Origin of the sequence: Vibrio sp. 11-4(1) (assembly GCF_013048625.1) — a bacterium.
Classification (GTDB): Bacteria; Pseudomonadota; Gammaproteobacteria; order Enterobacterales; family Vibrionaceae; genus Vibrio; species Vibrio diabolicus.
On the sequence record NZ_VHSY01000001.1, the window covers coordinates 509,702 to 530,301 of the forward strand.

General features: G+C 43.0%; 25 protein-coding genes and 2 riboswitches. Of the genes, 21 read left to right on the top strand and 4 right to left on the bottom strand.

All coding sequences use genetic code 11. From position 1 onward, the window contains the following. Window positions 1–31: 31 nt before the first annotated feature. The 6 genes from FKN16_RS02040 (at window position 32) to FKN16_RS02065 (ending at window position 5,137) form a co-directional block, all read left to right on the top strand. Window positions 32–1,885 carry an MFS transporter gene (locus tag FKN16_RS02040; RefSeq protein WP_170901886.1) on the top strand — a complete coding sequence of 618 codons (1,854 nt, stop codon included), beginning with the start codon at window positions 32–34 and terminating at the stop codon, window positions 1,883–1,885. Between the two features lie 117 nt (window positions 1,886–2,002). Beyond that, window positions 2,003–2,620, top strand: coding sequence for an acetyltransferase/hydrolase (locus FKN16_RS02045; RefSeq protein WP_005396355.1), 618 nt, complete (start codon window positions 2,003–2,005; stop codon window positions 2,618–2,620). Between the two features lie 104 nt (window positions 2,621–2,724). Next, window positions 2,725–2,865: riboswitch (FMN riboswitch) on the top strand. Between the two features lie 113 nt (window positions 2,866–2,978). Then, the gene (gene ribB / locus FKN16_RS02050) at window positions 2,979–3,635 is read left to right on the top strand and encodes a 3,4-dihydroxy-2-butanone-4-phosphate synthase (protein ID WP_006741191.1); all 657 of its coding nucleotides are present in this window, start codon (window positions 2,979–2,981) and stop codon (window positions 3,633–3,635) included. A 104-nt stretch (window positions 3,636–3,739) separates the two neighbouring features. Continuing rightward, window positions 3,740–4,285 (top strand): glutathione peroxidase, encoded by a 546-nt coding sequence (locus tag FKN16_RS02055; protein WP_170901887.1) that lies wholly within the window; start codon window positions 3,740–3,742, stop codon window positions 4,283–4,285. 10 nt (window positions 4,286–4,295) lie between these two features. Further along, entirely contained in the window at window positions 4,296–4,739 is a 444-nt protein-coding gene (locus tag FKN16_RS02060; RefSeq protein ID WP_005396352.1) for a DUF3429 domain-containing protein, read from the top strand. A 152-nt stretch (window positions 4,740–4,891) separates the two neighbouring features. Continuing rightward, complete coding sequence (locus FKN16_RS02065; RefSeq protein ID WP_005373664.1) at window positions 4,892–5,137, top strand: hypothetical protein; 246 nt, start codon at window positions 4,892–4,894, stop codon at window positions 5,135–5,137. A gap of 70 nt (window positions 5,138–5,207) precedes the next feature. Here FKN16_RS02065 and FKN16_RS02070 read toward each other — a convergent pair whose 3' ends face one another. After that, window positions 5,208–5,807 (bottom strand): thiol:disulfide interchange protein DsbA/DsbL, encoded by a 600-nt coding sequence (locus tag FKN16_RS02070; protein ID WP_005373667.1) that lies wholly within the window; start codon window positions 5,805–5,807, stop codon window positions 5,208–5,210. 83 nt (window positions 5,808–5,890) lie between these two features. Then, window positions 5,891–6,271: a hypothetical protein gene (locus FKN16_RS02075; protein WP_170901888.1), complete on the bottom strand. Its 381-nt coding sequence runs from the start codon at window positions 6,269–6,271 to the stop codon at window positions 5,891–5,893. 284 nt (window positions 6,272–6,555) lie between these two features. Between FKN16_RS02075 and FKN16_RS02080 the strand changes: the two genes are divergently transcribed. From FKN16_RS02080 to FKN16_RS02125, 10 genes are all read left to right on the top strand, one after another. Further along, the gene (locus FKN16_RS02080; protein ID WP_005396349.1) at window positions 6,556–6,852 is read left to right on the top strand and encodes an isoamylase early set domain-containing protein; all 297 of its coding nucleotides are present in this window, start codon (window positions 6,556–6,558) and stop codon (window positions 6,850–6,852) included. A 214-nt stretch (window positions 6,853–7,066) separates the two neighbouring features. Next, on the top strand, window positions 7,067–7,780 hold the full coding sequence (locus tag FKN16_RS02085) for a response regulator (protein WP_170901889.1): 714 nt from the start codon (window positions 7,067–7,069) through the stop codon (window positions 7,778–7,780). Further along, the gene (locus tag FKN16_RS02090) at window positions 7,780–9,075 is read left to right on the top strand and encodes an ATP-binding protein (protein WP_048624808.1); all 1,296 of its coding nucleotides are present in this window, start codon (window positions 7,780–7,782) and stop codon (window positions 9,073–9,075) included. Before FKN16_RS02085 ends, FKN16_RS02090 begins: the two co-directional genes overlap by 1 nt. A 117-nt stretch (window positions 9,076–9,192) precedes the next feature. Continuing rightward, on the top strand, window positions 9,193–9,585 hold the full coding sequence (locus tag FKN16_RS02095) for a glycine zipper family protein (protein WP_170901890.1): 393 nt from the start codon (window positions 9,193–9,195) through the stop codon (window positions 9,583–9,585). Between the two features lie 143 nt (window positions 9,586–9,728). Further along, the gene (locus tag FKN16_RS02100) at window positions 9,729–10,085 is read left to right on the top strand and encodes a diacylglycerol kinase (protein ID WP_139061080.1); all 357 of its coding nucleotides are present in this window, start codon (window positions 9,729–9,731) and stop codon (window positions 10,083–10,085) included. A 22-nt stretch (window positions 10,086–10,107) separates the two neighbouring features. Beyond that, window positions 10,108–11,763, top strand: a complete 1,656-nt coding sequence (locus FKN16_RS02105) for a phosphoethanolamine--lipid A transferase (protein ID WP_170901891.1) — start codon at window positions 10,108–10,110, stop codon at window positions 11,761–11,763. Between the two features lie 123 nt (window positions 11,764–11,886). Next, the gene (locus tag FKN16_RS02110; RefSeq protein ID WP_170901892.1) at window positions 11,887–12,819 is read left to right on the top strand and encodes a Gfo/Idh/MocA family oxidoreductase; all 933 of its coding nucleotides are present in this window, start codon (window positions 11,887–11,889) and stop codon (window positions 12,817–12,819) included. Window positions 12,820–13,036: 217 nt separating this feature from the next. Then, window positions 13,037–13,468 (top strand): YccF domain-containing protein, encoded by a 432-nt coding sequence (locus tag FKN16_RS02115; protein ID WP_005373685.1) that lies wholly within the window; start codon window positions 13,037–13,039, stop codon window positions 13,466–13,468. A 633-nt stretch (window positions 13,469–14,101) separates the two neighbouring features. Beyond that, entirely contained in the window at window positions 14,102–14,440 is a 339-nt protein-coding gene (locus FKN16_RS02120) for a hypothetical protein (protein WP_006741201.1), read from the top strand. A 387-nt stretch (window positions 14,441–14,827) separates the two neighbouring features. Further along, on the top strand, window positions 14,828–15,676 hold the full coding sequence (locus tag FKN16_RS02125; protein WP_048624804.1) for a patatin family protein: 849 nt from the start codon (window positions 14,828–14,830) through the stop codon (window positions 15,674–15,676). A gap of 143 nt (window positions 15,677–15,819) precedes the next feature. On the opposite strand, the gene FKN16_RS02130 is transcribed toward FKN16_RS02125, so the two are convergent. Then, window positions 15,820–16,668 carry a pirin family protein gene (locus FKN16_RS02130; protein ID WP_170901893.1) on the bottom strand — a complete coding sequence of 283 codons (849 nt, stop codon included), beginning with the start codon at window positions 16,666–16,668 and terminating at the stop codon, window positions 15,820–15,822. Window positions 16,669–17,059: 391 nt separating this feature from the next. On the opposite strand from FKN16_RS02130, the gene FKN16_RS02135 reads away from it, so the two are divergent. The 5 genes from FKN16_RS02135 (at window position 17,060) to FKN16_RS02155 (ending at window position 19,965) form a co-directional block, all read left to right on the top strand. After that, window positions 17,060–17,269 (top strand): cold-shock protein, encoded by a 210-nt coding sequence (locus tag FKN16_RS02135; RefSeq protein WP_005396336.1) that lies wholly within the window; start codon window positions 17,060–17,062, stop codon window positions 17,267–17,269. Window positions 17,270–17,509: 240 nt separating this feature from the next. Beyond that, complete coding sequence (locus FKN16_RS02140; protein WP_053807947.1) at window positions 17,510–17,719, top strand: hypothetical protein; 210 nt, start codon at window positions 17,510–17,512, stop codon at window positions 17,717–17,719. A 50-nt stretch (window positions 17,720–17,769) separates the two neighbouring features. Further along, a complete protein-coding gene (locus FKN16_RS02145; protein ID WP_005396335.1) occupies window positions 17,770–17,910 on the top strand; it encodes a hypothetical protein in 141 nt (46 codons plus the stop codon). A 249-nt stretch (window positions 17,911–18,159) separates the two neighbouring features. Further along, a riboswitch (purine riboswitch) is annotated at window positions 18,160–18,259 on the top strand. Between the two features lie 89 nt (window positions 18,260–18,348). Continuing rightward, window positions 18,349–19,362, top strand: a complete 1,014-nt coding sequence (locus FKN16_RS02150) for an adenosine deaminase (protein WP_170901894.1) — start codon at window positions 18,349–18,351, stop codon at window positions 19,360–19,362. Between the two features lie 129 nt (window positions 19,363–19,491). Next, window positions 19,492–19,965, top strand: coding sequence for a peroxiredoxin (locus FKN16_RS02155; RefSeq protein ID WP_005396331.1), 474 nt, complete (start codon window positions 19,492–19,494; stop codon window positions 19,963–19,965). 50 nt (window positions 19,966–20,015) lie between these two features. Here the strand turns inward: FKN16_RS02155 and FKN16_RS02160 are convergent, their stop codons facing one another. Then, window positions 20,016–20,423, bottom strand: coding sequence for an SPOR domain-containing protein (locus tag FKN16_RS02160; RefSeq protein WP_006741205.1), 408 nt, complete (start codon window positions 20,421–20,423; stop codon window positions 20,016–20,018). Window positions 20,424–20,600 lie beyond the last annotated feature (177 nt).

Here is a 20,600-nt window from a genome sequence, read left to right on the forward strand (position 1 = left end):
TCTCATTCGACTTTGTTTAATCGGAGCCAGCATGTTTTTCTCAAAACGCTTTTTTCCTTACTTTGTGACGCAGTGTCTTGGCGCACTCAATGACAACATCTACAAAAACGTTCTGTTATTGATGGTGACATACAGCCAAATTGATAACTTACCAATATCCGTTAATCTATTTGTTAATTTGGCGGCAGGCTTATTCATCCTACCTTTCTTTCTATTCTCTGCGCATGCTGGTGCCGTCGCTGACAGCATGGACAAAGCCAAATTAATCCGACGTCTAAAGCTCATCGAACTGGCTATCATGTCTTGCGCAGCAACCGCTATTGCGACCCAAAGTGCTATGCTGATGCTGGTTCTGCTGTTTATGACAGGCACTCAATCGGCCTATTTTGGTCCCGTAAAATACGCCTTGCTACCACAAGCGCTCAAACCAAATGAGCTTGTTAAAGGAAATGCTTGGGTTGAAATGGGCACGTTCCTTTCGATTCTTATAGGTACGCTTAGCGCAGGCCTGCTGCTAGCCATTCCTAATGGTACCTTGATTGCTTCTTGTGTCGTGATTACCTTGTCTTTGCTTGGATTCATGAGCAGCGTGAATATTCCAACGATGCCTAGCCAATCGACTGACAAAGCGAAATTTGAACCGATTTCTGGCTTAAAGAAGACGTTAAAAGTGGCAAAAAAGCAGAGAGGCATTTGGATGTCTATTCTAGCCATCAGTTGGTTCTGGTTCATGGGTGCGACTTACCTGACTCAATTCCCTAACTTTGCGCGTGAACATTTGTTTGCAGACAGCACTGTCGTTTCTTTACTGTTGGCATTGTTTTCCATTGGTATCGCTACAGGCTCTTGGTTGTGTGAAAAGCTCTCTTTCAACCACGTTGAGCTTGGTATTTTGCCATTCGGTATCCTTGGTCTGACCGTCTTTGGCGTCGACTTGCTATGGGCAGTCCCAAGTTATCCATCACTTCCGGTGCACTTTTATGATGTGCAAAACTTCGTTGCTGAATCCAAACATCTGCGCGTCATGATTGACCTGTTCCTTGTTGGTGTAAGCGGCGGTGTCTTTATTGTTCCTCTTTATGCGTTCATCCAATCGCGTTCAAACAAAGGTGAATGTGCACGTGCCATTGCTGCTAACAACATCATGAATGCGTTGTTTATGGTGGTGTCTGCTTTGGTTTCGATCGTTGCACTCAGCGTACTAGAACTTTCTATTGTGGAACTGTTTGCCATGATGGCAATAGGTAACTTCTTCGTGGCAATCTATGTCTATCGTCAAGTACCGGAATTTACACAACGCTTTATCAGTTATTTACTCAGCCATTGTATGTATCGTGTGTCAGTAAAGGGGCGCCAACATATTCCTGAACAAGGTGCTGCGTTAATCGTGGCTAACCATGTTAGCTATGTCGATGCGTTGATTTTGATGGGAACCTCTACTCGCCCGGTTCGTTTTGTGATGGACAAATCCATCAGCGAGCTGCCTGTTCTTAAATATGTTTTCCGTCATGCCGGTGTTATCCCGATCTGTTCTCCACGTAAGTGTGCCGACACTTATCGACGAGTATTTGAACAGATTGAACAAGCGCTTAACGACGGTGAAGTTGTCTGTATCTTCCCTGAGGGTCGTTTAACGTCTAACGGTGAATTGGGTGAGTTTCGCCCTGGTGTGGAAAAAATCCTTGAACGTAACCCTGTTCCTGTCATTCCTATGGCGTTAAAAGGGCTTTGGGGTTCTTTTTTCAGCCACAAAGGCGGACATGCTCTCACAAAACGACCGACTCGTTTTTGGTCAAAAGTGGATGTTGTAATCGGTGAAGTGTTAAGCCCAGCTTCTTTAAATCGTCATCAATTGCAACAACAAGTACAGGATTTACTGGGCTGATACGCTTGCTATACCGATCAAACTTTGCAGCAAAACGTAAATATGCACCACAAAGCACAAGTAGTTCCTTGTTAATTAGAGTAGGATATCTACGACGTCATAAATCTAGGAGGTATTATGAGAATCATCATCTTACATGGTCTTTATATGCATGGACTGGTCATGCAACCTCTTAGCCAAAAGCTGCGAAAACTCGGATACGAAACGCAAGTACTCAGCTATAACACTGTTGCTATCGATGAGTCTTCACTGTTTGATTCTATTGATCATTCGCTTAATCCACTGACCACAAACGTGCTCGTGGGGCACAGCCTGGGAGGCTTGATGATTAAGCGCTATCTCGCCAACAGAAAACCGAGCACTAGCTTAATCTCTCATGTTGTCGCTATCGGTTCGCCTCTTAAAGGCGCGTCCATAGTAGGTCGGATTCAAGATCTCGGGTTGGGTGCCATTTTAGGAAACTCGCCACACCACGGATTAAACAAACATGATGACGCGTGGGCTTTTCCGCAAAAACTCGGCAGTATCGCAGGAACGATGCCGATTGGTGCTCGCCCATTGTTGATCCGTAATGACAACACCATGTCGGACGGTACGGTTACCGTAGAAGAGACAAGACTGGACGGTATGCAAGATCATATCGAAGTGAAGCAAACGCATACGAGTCTGATTTACAACACCTTCGTGCCCCAGCAGATTGATCACTTTATTCGCACAGATTATTTCCGTCGGTAGCACACTTTTCCATCATACAGATGGAATCGACTTTCCAAGCTATTCAGTTCGCAGTACTATCCTAGCTCCACTTCTTCACAACTTGAATGAAGTGGCACATTTTTAATTGTTCTCAGGGCGGGGCGAAATTCCCCACCGGCGGTATACTTTTTCAAGTGAGCCCGCGAGCGCTCGATTCGTCGAGGTCAGCAGATCTGGTGAGATGCCAGAGCCGACGGTTATAGTCCGGATGAAAGAGAATAAGAATACACCAGTATCGCGAGTAAGATCGCGTTGAATGCTGGTGCACTTCTTTTTGATCGTATTTTACGACGATCTCTCATACCGCCCTGATTCTGGTGAAATTTAGGAGTTAACCATGAATCAGTCATCACTACTTGCCGAATTCGGCGACCCAATTACTCGCGTTGAAAACGCACTTATTGCTTTAAAAGAAGGACGTGGCGTACTACTTCTTGATGATGAAGATCGCGAAAACGAAGGCGATATCATTTATTCAGTCGAGCACCTCACTAACGAGCAAATGGCATTGATGATCCGCGAATGTAGCGGCATTGTTTGTTTGTGCTTAACAGATGCTCAAGCAGACAAACTGGAACTGCCTCCAATGGTAGTAAACAACAACAGCGCAAACCAAACCGCATTTACGGTTTCTATTGAAGCGAAAGTTGGTGTAACAACGGGGGTTTCAGCAGCAGACCGAGTGACGACCATTAAAACGGCGGCAAACCCGCATGCGAAACCTGAAGATCTTGCTCGCCCGGGCCACGTATTCCCTCTGCGCGCACGTCCAGGTGGTGTAATGACTCGCCGTGGTCACACAGAAGGTACGATTGACCTGATGCAAATGGCAGGGCTTCAACCCGCTGGCGTACTATGTGAAGTGACCAACCCAGATGGCACGATGGCAAAAGCACCAGAGATCGTTGCGTTTGGTCGCCTGCACAACATGCCAGTGCTGACTATTGAAGACATGGTGATGTACCGCAACCAGTTCGAATTAAAACTGGCATAATTAAATCCCAGCTCTGAAAGAAGCCGCGCATTTGTGCGGCTTTTTTGATCGATCCTCTTTGCACTTGAGTAGTTATACTTATTGAAAACAAAGGGAACAACACCATGAAAGGATTACTGAAACTCGTCGCTCTCGTTGGCTTTATCTCCATGAGTTCGCTTGCTCTCGCATCTGAGTGCCCTGATATTCTTCAAGGTAAGCAAAGGTTGTTAAATTCAACAGAAGAAGTCGACCTATGCGAAAGCTTTAAGGGAAAGACGCTTCTGGTCGTCAATACAGCAAGCCAGTGCGGCTTCACTCTTCAGTTCGAGCAGTTAGAAACCCTCTACCAAACTTACAAAGAGCAAAACTTCACCGTCATTGGTTTCCCGAGCAATGACTTCCGACAGGACAGAGGAAGCGAAACAAACACAGCGAAAGTCTGTTATCTCGATTACGGGGTCACCTTTCCAATGATGGCTCGCTCCTCAGTATTAGGCGTAGATGCAAACCCCGTATTCAGCGAGATTACTAACCAAGCTGGCATCAAACCAAAATGGAACTTCTATAAGTTTCTAATTAGCTCTGAAGGCAAAGTTATTGCCACTTTTCCAAGCTCCACATCACCGACAAGTACTACGCTTACCAATATGATAGAGCAACAATTGTAAGGTGACGACCATGACAACACGCTCAACCATGCTACAACTCGGTTACTTAGGTCTGGTTCCATTTGTGTTTAGTTTAGGGCTGATTTTCACTGACATCTCACTGTTCAATTTAAGTGGCCAGCAATTTTTCATCGCATACAGCGCCGTTATATTAAGTTTTTTATCCGGCATCCTTTGGGGTAACGGCATTGAGCATTACTACCACCGCCTTAGCAGAAATATATTAATTCTCAGCAACCTTTTTGTCTTACTTGCTTGGGGCGCATTACTGCAGGGTCACAAACATTACGCGGTCGCTACCCTACTCTTAGCAATTGGGTATCTTGCTGTTTGGTATGCAGAAAAACTCGTGAGGAAAGTCGAACAAGACGCCGAGCCCAAGGGATATCAAGGAATGAGGAGCAAACTGACCTTCGGCGTAATCGTGATGCACGGATTGGCTTTAGTTTCATAGCCTGGTCTGTCCAGTGCTAAGATCACAAAAAAACGTCTTTTTATAAAACAATGTTCATTTCGTGAATGCACACATATTTTGAACACTGTTTTGTTTCATTTATGAATCAATCCACATATAAGTATTTCAAAGCATTCACAAAGGATATGAATATGTTTTTTCGCAAACTTTTGTTTAGCACAGCGATGATCAATGCAACGACAGGTTGCGTGTCTTACCAGGCACAACAAGCCGCCGCTCAAACAGTAAACAATACAGGTGCCGTGCTTACCAATGTGATTAAAACCACGATTGCTCAGCCATGTAATGTCGCAATCACTGCAGCTAGCTTGTTTTATCCGCATGCCATATTTATGACTAGTGTTCCGACTCAAGCATGCACAAGCGTTCTTAGATAATGCGAAAGTGATAAGCATAAAAAATGGCGACTCTACCGTCGCCATTTTTAAACATCAATGCTATTTATAGTTACAGCGTCAATAAGTAATTAACTAATTGATTGTACTCGTCGTAAGTACGAATTTCGTTGGCCAAAACAATGTATTTATTATTCACAACCACACCTGGAACCCCTCTTAACGTGCTGGCTGAGAATTGCTTATCAAAGCCCTTCTGCATTGAGTTTACGGCGAAACTGTTGTACGCCGCATCAAACTTCTTACCTTCTACGCCATTATCAACGAAGAGCTGTTTCAGCTCAGCTTCATCTTTTGGCGCTTGTCGCTTTTGATGAATTTGGGCAAACATGGCAGGAATCATTGTATCTTCAACCCCGAGCGACACCATCGTCGCGTAGGACTTGGCCATCGGAATCGCCATATCTCCGCCCATGAACCCCACATGTACCTTTTCAAACTTTGCCTCTTTTGGCAGAGCAGGTTTTAAACGCTCAATAAGCGACTCAAACTTGTAACAATGTGGGCAATAAAAAGAAAAGAATTCCGTCACAACAGGTTTCGATGCTTTCTTAACATCCAGAACTTTGTAGTGCTTCCCTTCTTCAAATTGCGCTGCGTGAGCGGTAAAAGTCAGTAAAAGTGCACTACATAAGGCAAGTAGTTTTTTCATTGTTTATTTCCTTGTGGCATTCAAATGCCAAATCATTTCATTTGGTAAAAAGGGGGAAACCCCAAGTAATTTGAGATGAGGAATTAAACAATCGGAGGACGATAAAGCTTGGTGATCACTGTAACTACTTTTTCGACTAAAGGCCTATCAATCAATGCAAGGCTGTAAGGAAGAAGCAGTAAGTCGTTTTGAGATAAGTTGGCGGGAATTTTGACCATGCAGGAAGAGCTACAACTCGTGTGAGACTGTTGCACCTTATTGATAGTTGACTCATCGTGATGTAATTCTACGCAGTCGTCATTGACGCCAAGTTGTTTGTGCAGAGCAGCCTGTTGAATAATAGTATCGCGTACTTCAATTGTTTTCACCGGAGCTGAAGCCTTCGCCATAGGAGCGACACTGCTCAAAAGCATAGCGGCTAAACAAACTATCGCGGTCAACAATGTACGGTTAAACTTCAACATAGCTATATCAACAAAAGTGGTGATTTAAGATAATACATGATAACGGTTTGACTTCAAGATACGGACTTTGAGGTACGCCTCGCCTAAAAACTTGGTACGTTAACGGTTCTATATCCTTGAGGCTTCTCAATACCGCTCCCCTCTCACACGAACTCATAGCGATTAAGCTATTCATCATTTAGATAGTTCTTCACCTGATACCAGCGACAATTCGATAAAACTTGAAATCGTTATGAAACACGAGTAATAGTTAGAGCAGTTTTTGTACGAACAAGGAAAGATCAATGCTTAAAAAGAGATTCTTTAAGACAAAAGATGAAGTTGAAGTCACGTTCGAGCTAGATAAAGACCAGTGGGACTCCATCCATATTGCTGGGGATTTTAACAACTGGCAGCCAGAACCGATGAAATTAGTGAAGAAAAGCCGTCAATTTAAATTTAAAACGCGCTTACCTAAAGAGCAGAATGTTCAGTTCCGCTACTTGCTCAATGATGCAAAGTGGGAAAACGATCCTCAAGCCGACGCTTATGTTCCCAATGCTTTTGGCAGCGACAACAGCGTCGTGTGCACCACCGAATAAAACGTAAGTTCACCCTAATATTCCATATTAAGGCGCAACAGTTGCGCCTTTTTTAGACTTTTCAAAATGTGATTAATGATTAAGTTTGAATCATTACTTGGGGTATTTATCGAATCAACTCATCCGATAACCTTATTCTGAGAAAGCTTTATTTGAAATAATTCGTAAATTTGTTTAAGTTCCAGTGATATTAAATATTGTATACATCACTCAAATGAACGCACAACAAGTCAAACCATCTTTAATCATTGTGGAAGACGATCCCAAATTACAAGCTATGCTGAGAGAGTATTTTGTTGAACAAGGTTTCCAGGTCAAATGTATCGACAACGGGACAGACGCACCGGAAGCGATTATTGACACACAGCCAGACGTGGTTTTGTTAGATTTGATGCTACCTGGACAAGACGGCCTGAGCGTATGTCGTCAAATCCGTGAATGCTACAAAGGCAAAGTGTTGATGCTGACAGCGAGTGATGACGACTTCGATCACGTCGCCGCATTAGAAATTGGCGCCGATGACTTTGTTACCAAGCCTATCAAACCTCGCGTGCTGCTGGCACGCATTCGCATGCTATTGAGAAGAAAAGAGGCAGCCTCTACCGAGTCCGAAAACGGTCTACAAATTGGAGTGCTGTGTTTAAACCGATTACGTAAATCATGCGTCATGAACCAGGAAGAAATTGCGCTGACTGACGGTGAGTTCGATTTATTATGGGTTCTCGCAACACACGCAGAAAAAACACTCTCACGTGAGTGGTTAACGAAAACACTACGTGGTATTGAGTACGACGGTACAGATCGCACCATTGACAACCGTATTGTGACATTGAGAAAAAAATTAGGCGATGCTTCTTGCTCTCCACAAAAAATCATTACGGTTCGCGGCAAAGGCTACCTATTTATGCCTGATGCATGGAATGAATAATGAGACGGATTTATCTGGAAAGCTTTGTCGGTCTTATCATTCTATTTATGGTGAGTTTGTGGGGTTACGAATTCTTAGTCTATGAGATCAACACAGATTACGATTACCTGCTACAAGAGCAAGAAGGTCAAGCTTTCCACGATCTTATCTATCCTATCTACGAAGAGCACGGACTAGAATACACTCAACAACAGCTTGAGCAATTTGCCACGTCCAGCCATCGCTTGTTGATTCCTCACACGCTCGAAGAACTTCCAGAGGACATCAGAAAAGCATTTGAAAGTGACACCTCTGTTAACGTTGCTTACGACGAAGAAAGGGATATATGGTTCCGCCTAGATGCGGACACCCCTATTTTCAAAATGATCGATGATCCAGATAGCTCAGTTATTCAGGCGATTAACTTTGATGACAACATTGTATGGTTATTCTTTTTAGCCGGATTTGCTCTGTATTGCATACTGCTGATCTGGTTTTTGAGTCGTCGAATTCGTGAGTTAGAAAGAGTCACGGTCGAGTTTGCTTCAGGCAACTTCAAAGCACGAGCAAGCACCTCAAGCGCCAAATCCGTTGGGACACTGAACAAAAGCTTTAATACGATGGCTGACAAAGTTTCTCGCCTGATCACTAGCAATAAAATGCTGACCAATGCAGTTGCGCATGAATTACGCACTCCTATTTTTCGTTTACAGTGGCAAGCTGACTTGTTATCGGACTCTACATTAACCGAACAACAGAAAAAGCATGTACGTAGTATCGTCGAAGACATTGACGAGATGGAAGACATGGTTGAAGAGCTGCTTTATTACGCCAAAATGGAACGCCCAGATACGGCGTTGCAAACAGAAAACGTAGCACTCGCCAAGTTAGTTAATGAGTTAAAACAGAGATGGCAAAAAGAGACCAAATTATCTATCTCACTCAATGAAACAAACTCTGAAAACGCGCGCGCATTCGCCGATCCAAAACTGCTAAAACGTGCTTTGGATAATCTGCTACGCAATGCAATGCGATACGCAAATACTCAAATTATGGTTGAGATAAAAAGTGATCAGCAAAGCTGTTTAATCCATGTACATGATGATGGTATAGGTATAGAAGAGCAGCATTGGCCTCACCTTTTTGAAGCATTTTATAGCGCGGATGAATCCCGAAACAAGAACACGAGTGGATTTGGGCTCGGTTTGGCGATCGTCAGGCAGATAATGGAACTTCAACATGGTGAGGTTTCGATTTCTCATAGCCCACTTGGTGGTGCTTGCTTCACACTTCGTCTTCCAAAATCAGACAGTTAAGTTAACGTCTTTCCTCCTTTACAGAAGACGACACTTCAATACACTCCAGCGACAGAGCTCAGCAATAAAACAGTGTACATTTAATCCATAAATTCACAGAACAAATGGATAATACTCATGTACAAACCTTTTATTCTGGTTATGACGCTTGCCTCTACTCTTAGCGCTTGTACTTATAATCAAAAGCCTGTTGTCGACATGACTAATGTTGATCCTGCTAAATATGAACAAGATTTTCTTTATTGCCAAGGGTATGCGGACAACGTAGACAAAACGGAATCTGCAAAATCTGAAGCTGCTAATGGCGCAGTTACAGGTGCACTAATTGGGGCAGCAGCTGGAGCGCTAGAAAGCGGGATAGGTGGGGCTGCTGTAGGTGCCGCTGCAGGCGGTGCTGTAGGGGCTGGGGCCGGAGCGTTGAGTGGAAGCAATGACTCCACCAAGACACAATCTCTCGTACTGCGAAAATGCCTTCAGAATAAAGGCTATACCGTCTACGACCTTGATTAATTCAACTCTTTTTTCTTATTCAAACCCTATATCGTTGTGTGATGAATGCCATTCACAAATGTTTCACGCAAGAACGATTAGTCTCATTTCATCGTTTGGATAGATGCACAATCTAAATTATTAAGCTGTAGTAAGGTCATATTTTGAAGCCAGGAAAAACAGGTCTACGCCGTGTCATGGATGCGACCGGCTATTCATTTCAGGGATTGAAAGCCGCATGGAAATACGAAGCCGCCTTCAGACAAGAATTGATTCTAGCCTTAGTGCTTTCCGTCTGTGCTTTTTTCCTTCCAGTCACCGCATTTGAAAGAGTACTGATGATCAGTAGCCTGTTATTGGTCCTGATCGTCGAACTTATTAATTCCGCCGTAGAAGCGGTTGTCGACCGTGTTAGCGATGACTGGCACGAGCTCAGTGGTAGAGCCAAAGATATCGGCTCGGCTGCAGTATTTGTTGCGCTCACTCTTGCCCTTTTTGTTTGGGCTTCGTTCTTGCTCTAATTTTGATTCAAGACATTTACTTATGAAGACACATAATTTGCAACAGAAAGGTATCTCGTACGTTACCTTTACTTTCTTGTTGGCACTCTATTTCGCGCTGGTTGTAAACATTCCTATTTACAAAGAGCTGAATGGTATTTTTTCAAGCCTAGATAATGTCAAAATTGGTTTTATTATTACGATACCCATTTTCTTTCTTGCCGCGCTCAATTTCCTTTTTAACTTATTTAGTTGGCCTTGGGTTGGAAAGCCATTCTTTATTATTTTGCTCATAATTTCGAGTATGGTGAGCTACGCAAGTTACAACTATGGCACGCTTTTCGATTCTGGAATGATTGCTAATATTGCTGAAACCGATTCGAGCGAGGCAAGCTCTTACCTGAGTACTTATTCTGTAATCTGGACGCTACTTATGGGGGGCGTCCCTGCGATGATTGTCTATAAGGTCAAGTTGCAATCTCAGCGCCACCAATTGCTGTATTTTTCTCTCACGAAGTTGGTGTCGATGTTGTCATCTCTTGCCGTAATTGCTGTTATTGCCAGTGTTTACTACCAAGACTATGCATCTGTCGGTCGCAATAACAGCTACCTGAAAAAAATCATTATTCCCACTCAATTCGTTTACAGCGCGACTGGGTATGTAAAGGAGAAATACTTCACCACGCCAGAACCGTACCGCGAGATTGGAATCGATGCAAAGCAGTCAGATAGCGCAGTAAAGCAAGCACAGAACAAGCCGACACTACTGGTGTTTGTTGTTGGAGAAACCGCTCGAACGCAGAACTACCAACTCAATGGCTATAAGCGAGAGACAAACCCTTACACCAGTAAGCTGGATATGATTTCATTTCAAGAGGTCGCGTCTTGTGGCACTGCAACTGCAGTATCTGTGCCTTGCATGTTTTCTCAGCTCACGCGAAGCGAGTTTGAACGGACCAAGGCAGATAACCAAGATAATGCTCTCGACATCATGCAGCGCGCTGGAGTTGACCTCATCTGGAAAGAAAATGATGGCGGAGACAAAGAAGTCGCCCACAAGATCAAGAAAATTGAAGTGAACCGAAAGCAAGCAAGTCCTCTGTGTAACGGTCAAACCTGTTACGATATGGCGCTGTTAGATCACTTTGATCAAGAAGTTGCGGATATGCACGGCAATCGCGTTGTCGCCATGCATCTTATAGGAAGCCATGGTCCTACCTACTTCCAGCGTTATCCTAGAGACAAAGCGTTTTTCAAACCAGACTGCCCACGTGCAGATATAGAAAACTGTAGCGTCGAACAAATCGTGAATACGTACGACAATACGATACGCTACACTGATCTTGTGTTGGCAGAAACCATCAACAAACTCAAAGCATTAGAGTCTCAATATAATACCGCTCTCATCTACGTATCGGATCATGGTGAATCATTAGGCGAAAACGGATTGTTCTTACATGGCATGCCTTACGGCCTTGCACCAGACTTCCAAAAACGTGTTCCTTTGCTCATGTGGCTATCTTCCGGCTTTAAGCAAGTGAAACAAATCAACACCGACTGTTTGTCGAATGAAGCGCAAAAGGCAGGCCAGTACTCACATGATAACGTGTTCCACTCTTTATTAGGCATTATGGATGTACAAACCCAAGCCTACGACGGCAAGTTAGATATATTCAAAGACTGCCGCACGACTTCCTAAGTGGACCAACAAAGCCTGACTCAAAATGTGAGTCAGGCTCTTTTCTAACAAGGCATTTAAACTCATCAGCTTGCCAAGCGTTATACTACAACCTGCCATCCATACATCGAAATAAGGACTAGGATGAAAATTGGTATTATTGGTTTAGGAGATATTGCTCAGAAAGCATACCTTCCCGTTATCACTCAGCTTCCAAATATCGAACTTGTATTTTGTACCCGCAACGCAAATGTGCTTGAGAGTCTGGCTAAGCAATATCGAATCTCAGAGACCTGTCAAGACTACCAGCAGCTTCTGCACTTTGGCGTAGATGCTGTCATGATTCATGCGGCAACAAGCGTACATCCTCAAATCGCAGCATTCTTTTTGCAACATGGAATCCCAACCTTTGTCGACAAACCATTAGCGGACAATGCTGATGACGTGGAAAAACTGTACGATATTGCCGAAAAAGAAAAACAACCACTTTATGTGGGCTTCAACCGACGTCATATTCCGCTTTACAACCAACACATGCCAGAGGTACAGCAAGGCAACATTTCTGACCTAAAATCGCTACGCTGGGAAAAGAACCGTCACCAACTACCAGGCGATATTCGTACCTTTATATTTGATGATTTTATTCACCCATTAGACAGTATTAACGTGACAGCCAAAACCGATTTAAAAGAGGCTTACATAACGCATCAGCTTGAGGGTGACCAATTGGCGCGTTTAGATATTCAGTGGCAACACGGAGATACTTTACTCCACGCTTCGATGAATCGTCACTTCGGTGTGACTGTGGAGCGCGTTCAAGCTTGTTATGCTAACAAAGCAGTGGAATTCGACTCTTTCGTTGAAGGGAAACGATGGCAAGCGAACCAAGAGCAAAAAATCAATTTGAAAGATTGGACGCCAATGCTGACGAGCAAAGGTTTTCATGCGATGTTGCTCGACTGGTTTAGCGTCGTTGAATCTGGAAAAATCGCCAGTGAAGTAGTGAAACGCAACATTGCTAGCCATCAGTTAGCAGAGCAAATTTGTCAATATATCGAGAAAGTTACCTCTAGGTAGCTTAATTCTTGGCTATGTGCTTAATCGAGTATTACGCTCTATACTAAAACAAACGTAGCTTCAGAGAGTCATTCATTCTCTGTTAATACTTATGCGGCTATTCTATCAAGCAAGTGAATGAGGGAACGGATCACGTTTATTAACGGAGTGGTTCTAGTTTTACATTACTATACCCTCAGGAACCTGCATCGTCATATTCAAGAGTAAAGGAAATAGAATGAGAACACTCGGTAACATCATTTGGTTTGTATTTGGTGGCGTATTTATGGGGTTGCTATGGTGGTTTTTCGGTATCTTAGCCTTTATTAGCATCATCGGAATACCTTGGGGGCGTGCGTGTATCGTTATGGGTAATTTTTCCTTTTTCCCATTCGGAAAAGAAGCCATTTCACGCGATGAATTGACCAATGAAATGGACATTGGTACGAGCCCTCTAGGCGTTATCGGTAACGTCCTTTGGTTTGTCTTTGCAGGTCTTTGGTTGGCAATCGGTCACGTACTTTCCGCCGCAGCGTGTTTTGTAACCATCATTGGTATTCCGTTTGCACTCCAACACCTGAAGCTTGCGGTTATTTCACTCGCACCAATTGGTAAAACGGTTGTGTCGTCAGAAGAAGCTGCAATGGCTCGGTACAATATCAACCGCTAACAAACAGCCAATATACTTTCTATCCTCTGGGCCGTCGTGCTCAGAGGGCAACTCCCGTCAAAAGTAAGCCTATTATCGCTATCGCATATTCAATAATGGTTGATTGTATATCCATACCGTCACCTTTAAGTTGAAGTTCACCCTAGCTCTGTACTACTTTACTTTTTATTAATCAATGGATTAGCTTAACTCTCCAAGCTCACCCACGCTCAAAAATCAGTATTATTTCTGCTCCTCCAAATTGAGTTCATTTACGAAAAGTCGAGCTATAAGCATAGTTGATATTAATGATTTTTGACGATAAATAACTCACACCAATCCAGAGATAGTTCCAGCGTTTACTTTTTCTCAGTAAACGCAAGCCGTTACGAAAGCGGGTTTCTTCCCGATCAAAGCCACCACTTCGCATCACTATCGTTTTTCTTTAAAAGGCAACAAATATTCGTTGTTATCTTGAGTAAATTATTTTGTTTGTCGCATTTAAGTTCAATCAATATTATTCGCGACATCAGAGAAATAGATCATTGAGCTCCTTAGCATTTATCACAGACATAGAACGTAAAGCCCCTTTTTTTGCTCGTTTTTCTTTTTACAAATGTTCTAACTCAACGTCTATTCAGACAGGAATACACCGTGGATAAATATCAAGCTGCTTATGCCAAACGTCTAGAGAAGTTAAAGGGTAATCAATCTCCAAAAACGATAGCCCGTCTTTCGGCTTGGGAGGCATTTCTTAACAAAGAGTACGAACTCCAAGACTTAGAATACCAACTATCAGACGCAGCACACCTACACTATGAACAATCTCATGTGAAAAATGATATTTCTTTTAAGGCGTTCAAGCGGGCGTTCTATAACGAATCCATCAAAATCTACAACCTAACCGATGGCGCCTCTATACAGAAAGTATTCACTCCGCTGCTCGCATTAACGACAGTTTGGGTGCTATTTATCTGCTTTTTTGACAAGTGATCATCACTTTTATTAGAACAATAAACTTAGGGCGCTTGCATCATGATTCAAAACGATAACCAGACGCACAACGCCCCACTTAAATATAAAAAAGGAGTTTGATCTTGTATGTCTAAGATGACACTTCTTTTAATTACAACAACGATCAGTATCGGAATTACAGGCGCCGCTTTCTGTGTGGGAGTGACATATTTATTCAGTGCGCTTTCACTAAATGAGCTGCTCAATAACCTGTAACTCCCTAGGCTTAATATGAAAAGGGCATCCATCGATGCCCTTTTCTTTTACTTAAGGAGATGCCCTAGCACTTAGGGCCACTTGGGTATAAAACCGTTATGCGTTAAGCTGCATTCTATTCATCCAATAGGTAAAGAATGGAACACAGTGATGGAACAAGTAGGAGAGCGTGCGTTGATTGTCGAAGGTGGTGCGATGCGAGGTGTATTTTCTTGCGGCATACTCGATCATTTTCTCGCTAACGATTTCTCTCCATTTGATAGCTTTTGGGGCGTATCGGCGGGCGCAAGTAACTTGGCGGCGTATTTAGCTAAAATGCCCGGGCGCAACTTAAAAATCTATCTCGATTACAGTTTAAGGAAAGAATTCATCTCACCATCTCAGATTCTACGTGGCGGCGATATGATGAACTTAGATTGGATGTGGAACGTCACTCTCGAAGAGCTTGGTATCGACAAGTCCGCACTAAAAGCGGATTCGAGACCTTTCTTTTTAGGCGTAACACGTCAAGACAATGGCCAAGCCGAGTACCATACTCCTAATGTCGACGAGCTCGCAGAAACAATGAAAGCCAGCAGCGCGCTTCCCGTGCTTTACCGAAATGGTGTCTTACTGAACGGTACCCGATACGTTGATGGTGGGGTTTCTGATGCACTTCCTGTCGCAGAAGCAATAAAGCGAGGAGCCAAAAAGATTATGGTTTTACGCAGTCAACCCTCCAGCTATCAAAAGCCGAAAGGAAAGTTCAGCGCACTAACCAAACGGATGTTGAAAGAAACGCCAGGATTAATTGAGCCGATGTTGACGCGTGAAGTTCGCTACAATCAAACTTTAGCACTGATCGACAATCCACCATCGGGAGTCGAAATCATCCAAGTTTGTCCTCCTGAATCATTTAAATTAAAACGATTGAGTCGCTCGCCAGCACCATTGCGTCAAGCTTATGAGCTAGGTATTGAAGCGGGAAAAGAAGCCATCATGCGATGGAATCAGAAGTAGAAAAAAGCCACGTGTATTAGACGTGGCTAACGCAAATTCGATGGCAGTGGATTATCGTATTTGCTTCTGGTCGAGCCCAATGGTCAGGCTCAAAACTGTTGATAACTGCGCTACTCACAGAAAAGGGAGTTAGGATATTGATGCTAGTAGGTTTCAAACAATCCTGAATTGTAATCTTGGATTGCTTGTTCTATTTCTTCCATGCTATTCATTACAAAAGGGCCATAGTGAACCACTGGTTCATTGATTGGTTCGCCAATAAAAATCAGAGCACCACTCTCCTTTTCGGCTTGTAATTCAACCCATTCACCTTTCGATAGAATCGCCATTTCGCCTTGATTGATCTCACGATCTTTTACCTGAATACGACCTTTATAAACGTAGAGCATCATGTTGTGGTCTTGCTCCGTGGTCAAATTCAAAGCGTGACCAACCATCGCTCTCCAATCGGCCACCGTGGCAGCAACACCTGTTTCTGTTAGAGGCCCCTGAATACGTTCGTTGTCTATAGTCAGATGACCAGCAATCAAGCGTACAACGCCCGAGCTTTGAGTTTCGAATTCCGTTATCGTTTCAGGTTGAAAGTCATGATATTGAGCCGGTGACATCTTATTTTTCGCAGGCTGGTTTATCCAAATTTGGAAACCATGCAATTCACCTTCCTGCATAATAGGCATCTCACTATGAATGACGCCTCTTCCTGCCGCCATCCATTGAGCGCCACCAGAACGAAGCTCACCAACATTATCCATGTGGTCACGATGCTGGAAATGACCTTTCAACATATAAGTAAGCGTCTCGATGCCGCGATGCGGATGAGGAGGAAAGCCACCCACATAATCAGCACGGTCGTCAGACTTAAGTTCATCCATCATCAAAAATGGAGAAAAACTTGCATTATTAAACCCTGCTACTCGACGAATTTTCACTCCGTCACCATCAGCAGTGGGTTGTGATTGAATAAGCTGACGAATTTCTCTGAATGTGCTCATACTATTTCTCCTCGTTTACCTTTGTGGCCGCTTGCAAACCGCATGTTCAGCCATGGCTATCGATATGGTTCTATTTTAGATTGAAGAAAAATAATCATGAGCCTTGCTATTTGAGCTACTTATTCAAATTTTTCGAACAGCCCACTTATCCAAGCTGTCGACATATATTTAAAAATAAGTGTAGCTATTTCCTAAATAAGGTGTATAGTAGGCCTTGGCTCTTAGAAGAGAGCTGTTAATGCAACATTTAGTTTAAGTTCCCTCTCAGTAAAATCTTGAATCCCCCAATTCAGACACCTGCGTACAACTTCCTCTTGATTGAACATTCAATAGCTTAGAAAAGATCCACAAAACAAATTCAAATTTTAATGTTTAATTCAAAGGTATTTTTATGTCTAAAGTAAACGGCTCAGTAAAATGGTTTAACGAAACTAAAGGCTTTGGCTTCCTATCTCAAGACAACGGTGGTCAAGATGTATTCGTACACTTCAACGCTATCGTTTCTGACGGTTTCAAAACACTGACTGAAGGTCAGAAAGTAAGCTTCAACGTAGAGCAAGGTAAAAAAGGTCCTCAAGCGACTGAAGTAACTCCTCTATAAGACTGCTTTTCTTGGTGTAGCATGCCCATGCTGCACCAAATCTCTCTCCTTCAAAAATATTCTCACTTTAATCACTCAGCCTAATATCAGGCATTTCTTTGTGCTACCTAAAATAAATAGGATAGTACTGCTTAATTTATTATTTATAGGAAAAATCATGTCCTCAAAAAGAACAGGCCGTCAAAGGCATTGGTATCAATTACTTAACAAAGACAAAATCACTAAGAAACAGGAGAATAAATGTTAGAAATTGAATTTAATCTAGAACAACCTCACACCTCTTGGAACGCTAAAATACATCAATTAAATGGTGATATTTTACGAAGGCACGTATTACCTAAGCTTCATTCTCATAGCTACATGATCGATTTTGAATATTGTGAGAAAACGCAATCTGGAACTATTCTCTGTGATTCAGGTTCAAAGTTAGGAAGTTTTACTGTTAACTAATTCAGTTTTCATGCATTAATGAATGATGCAACTAATTTGGAAGGTATCCAATGGCTAGAAAAAGTAAGAAGCAAGCAGAAAAAGACAAGAAAGAGTCGGAGCAAAACGCGGCGGCGGTAAAACAAAAAACGCGACGCCGTATAGAAGACATTATGGAACAAAGAGAATTTGACAAGTTATTTGATCTATAAGCTATCCTTGACTCTCTCAATGCTTTCTCTGCTCCATCGTTGTGCAAGGTACCGCCACCTACCTTTGCTCAAACGAAGCCTCACTCTTTTCCTCGCTTATAACAACACGATAAGCCTCGTTCACGCTCAAAAACCAATTTGCTCCTCTATACCCAAGTGACTTATACGGTTGCCAGTTACTTTTCTTAGAAAAATCCTTCGACTACTGACAACTAGGTTATTTGCGTATAGCCAAATTGAGAATTTTGCGTATAATCGCCTCGTTTGCTTCGTATAACCCCAATGATATGGTTTGGGGGTCTCTACCAGTTCCCGCAAAGTGCTGATTACGAAGAGTTGAGATCATCGTGGGTCTTACTCTTTGTGATAGCGTTCGATTTATTCTTATCTATACCTATTCTTAGAGTAACTGCATCCACAATACACATAAGGTGGAATATGAACGCATTTATTCAAGGTCTTCCAAAAGTAGAGCTGCACTTACATATCGAAGGTTCACTTGAGCCAGAACTTCTCTTCAAGTTAGCACAACGAAACGGCATCGACATTCCTTACTCTTCTCCGAGTGAACTACGCAGCGCGTATCAGTTCGAAGACTTACAGTCATTCCTTGACCTTTATTACCAAGGGGCGGATGTTTTGCGTACAGAGCAAGACTTTTACGATCTCACTTGGGAATACTTACTGCACTGTAAAGCGGATAACGTTATTCATACCGAAATCTTTTTTGACCCACAAACGCATACAGAGCGCGGTATTGACTTTGACACCGTTACCCACGGGATCGCTCGCGCACTAAAAGATGGGCACGAGAAGCTCGGCATTACTTCACAAATCATTGCGTGTTTTCTCCGTCACCTTTCAGAAGAAAGCGCCATGGAAACTCTGCAAGCCGTTCTGAAACACCGTGATAAGATCATCGGTGTCGGTCTAGATTCTTCAGAACAAGGCCATCCACCAGCTAAGTTCAAACGAGTATTTAAACAAGCGGTAGAAGCAGGCTTACTGACAGTTGCTCACGCAGGTGAAGAAGGCCCCGCACAAAACATTACCGATGCAATTGAAATGCTTCACGTCAGCCGCGTGGATCATGGTGTTCGCTGTGTTGAGGATGAAGCATTAGTCGAGTCGTTAATTGAAAGCAAAATGCCACTGACGGTATGTCCATTATCGAACCTTAAATTGTGTGTATTTGACGATATGAAAGATCACAATATTGTCGAGCTACTGCGCAAAGGTGTCGCTGTGACGATTAATTCGGACGATCCGGTATACTTTGGTGGTTACATGACAGATAACTTTTTAGCCGTCAACAACGCACACCCAATGAGTAAGAATGAACTAGCTCAATTCACAATGAATGCGATTGATGCTAGCTTCATCGATAATGAGTTGAAAGCGAAGTATCGCCATCTCGTTAGTCAATACGTAAGTCAGCATGAAGCGTTGTAATAAATCCATCAGTGCTACATCTTGGGTCAAACACTTAGGTGCTAAAACCTTACAAAAGCTCTGTGGTTAACCGCATTTATAAGCGCTAGACTGAGAAAGCTAAACTAGCACACAAAAAGGAATAAAATCATGATTCAACAAGGCCAAGCTCTACCAGTTGCGACTCTAAGCGAATTGACTGCCGATGGTATGGTTAACCACGACGTTACTGAGCTGTTTGCAAACAAGAAAGTCGTACTCTTCGCTGTACCTGGCGCATTCACCCCAACGTGCTCGGAAGCTCACCTACCAGGCTATGTGGTATTAGCCGACGAGTTGAAGGCAAAAGGTGTTGATTTAATAGCTTGTGTTTCTGTAAACGATGCATTTGTGATGCAAGCTTGGGGCGAAGCTCAAAACGCTTCAGAAATCCTGATGTTGGGTGATGGCGACGCAAGTTTTACTAAAGCATTAGGTCTTGAAATGGATACCGGCGGCTTTGGTGGTATTCGCTCACAACGCTACGCCATGATCATTGAAAACGGCATTGTGACCAAACTTAACGTTGAAGAACCAAAAGAGTTTGAAGCAAGCAAAGCAGAAACGATTCTAGCGGCGCTTTAAGCTTACCCTTAGATACAAAAACGGAAGCCATCGCTTCCGTTTTTTGTTGGCTAACGCATTCTCACAACACTCGTTTGTTGCTTACGCTGCATTTCCGCAAAAGTCAGCACAAATGGGGATGACTGCTTTACGCGGCTCGGCAGTGAAGAAAGCGCATTGTAGGCATCCTGTTTCGTTTTAAAATCGCCAACAGTTACCGTATACCAACGCGTGCCTCGGCTGTTTTTCCAGTTAACCCAAACCGGATGCTTAGGATCGATATAACGAATGTAATCTTTCACATCTTTTTCTTGCTTTAGCGCGAGTACCTGCATCGTGTAATGGTTTGGGTTTAAATAACCATACGCATCCTGAGAGGTCATTACTCCAACACATTGGCCACTATCGACCTGCTGCTGGTAAGGCATAGCGCAGCCCATGAGCGATAAAATCAATGTCAAAGATAAAATCTTGTGCACGTGTCACTCCATTTTTGTTCTAGTTTCTTTTCTCTCGCACTCAAAAACACAAAAACGCTTCTAATTAGGCGAAAATAGACCCACACGAGAAGATTCGATGTTTTAGCGCAACGAGTATTCCAAAAAAGTAAGGCGACCACGTTGGCCGCCTTAGTAAATTGATTTAATAGAACAATA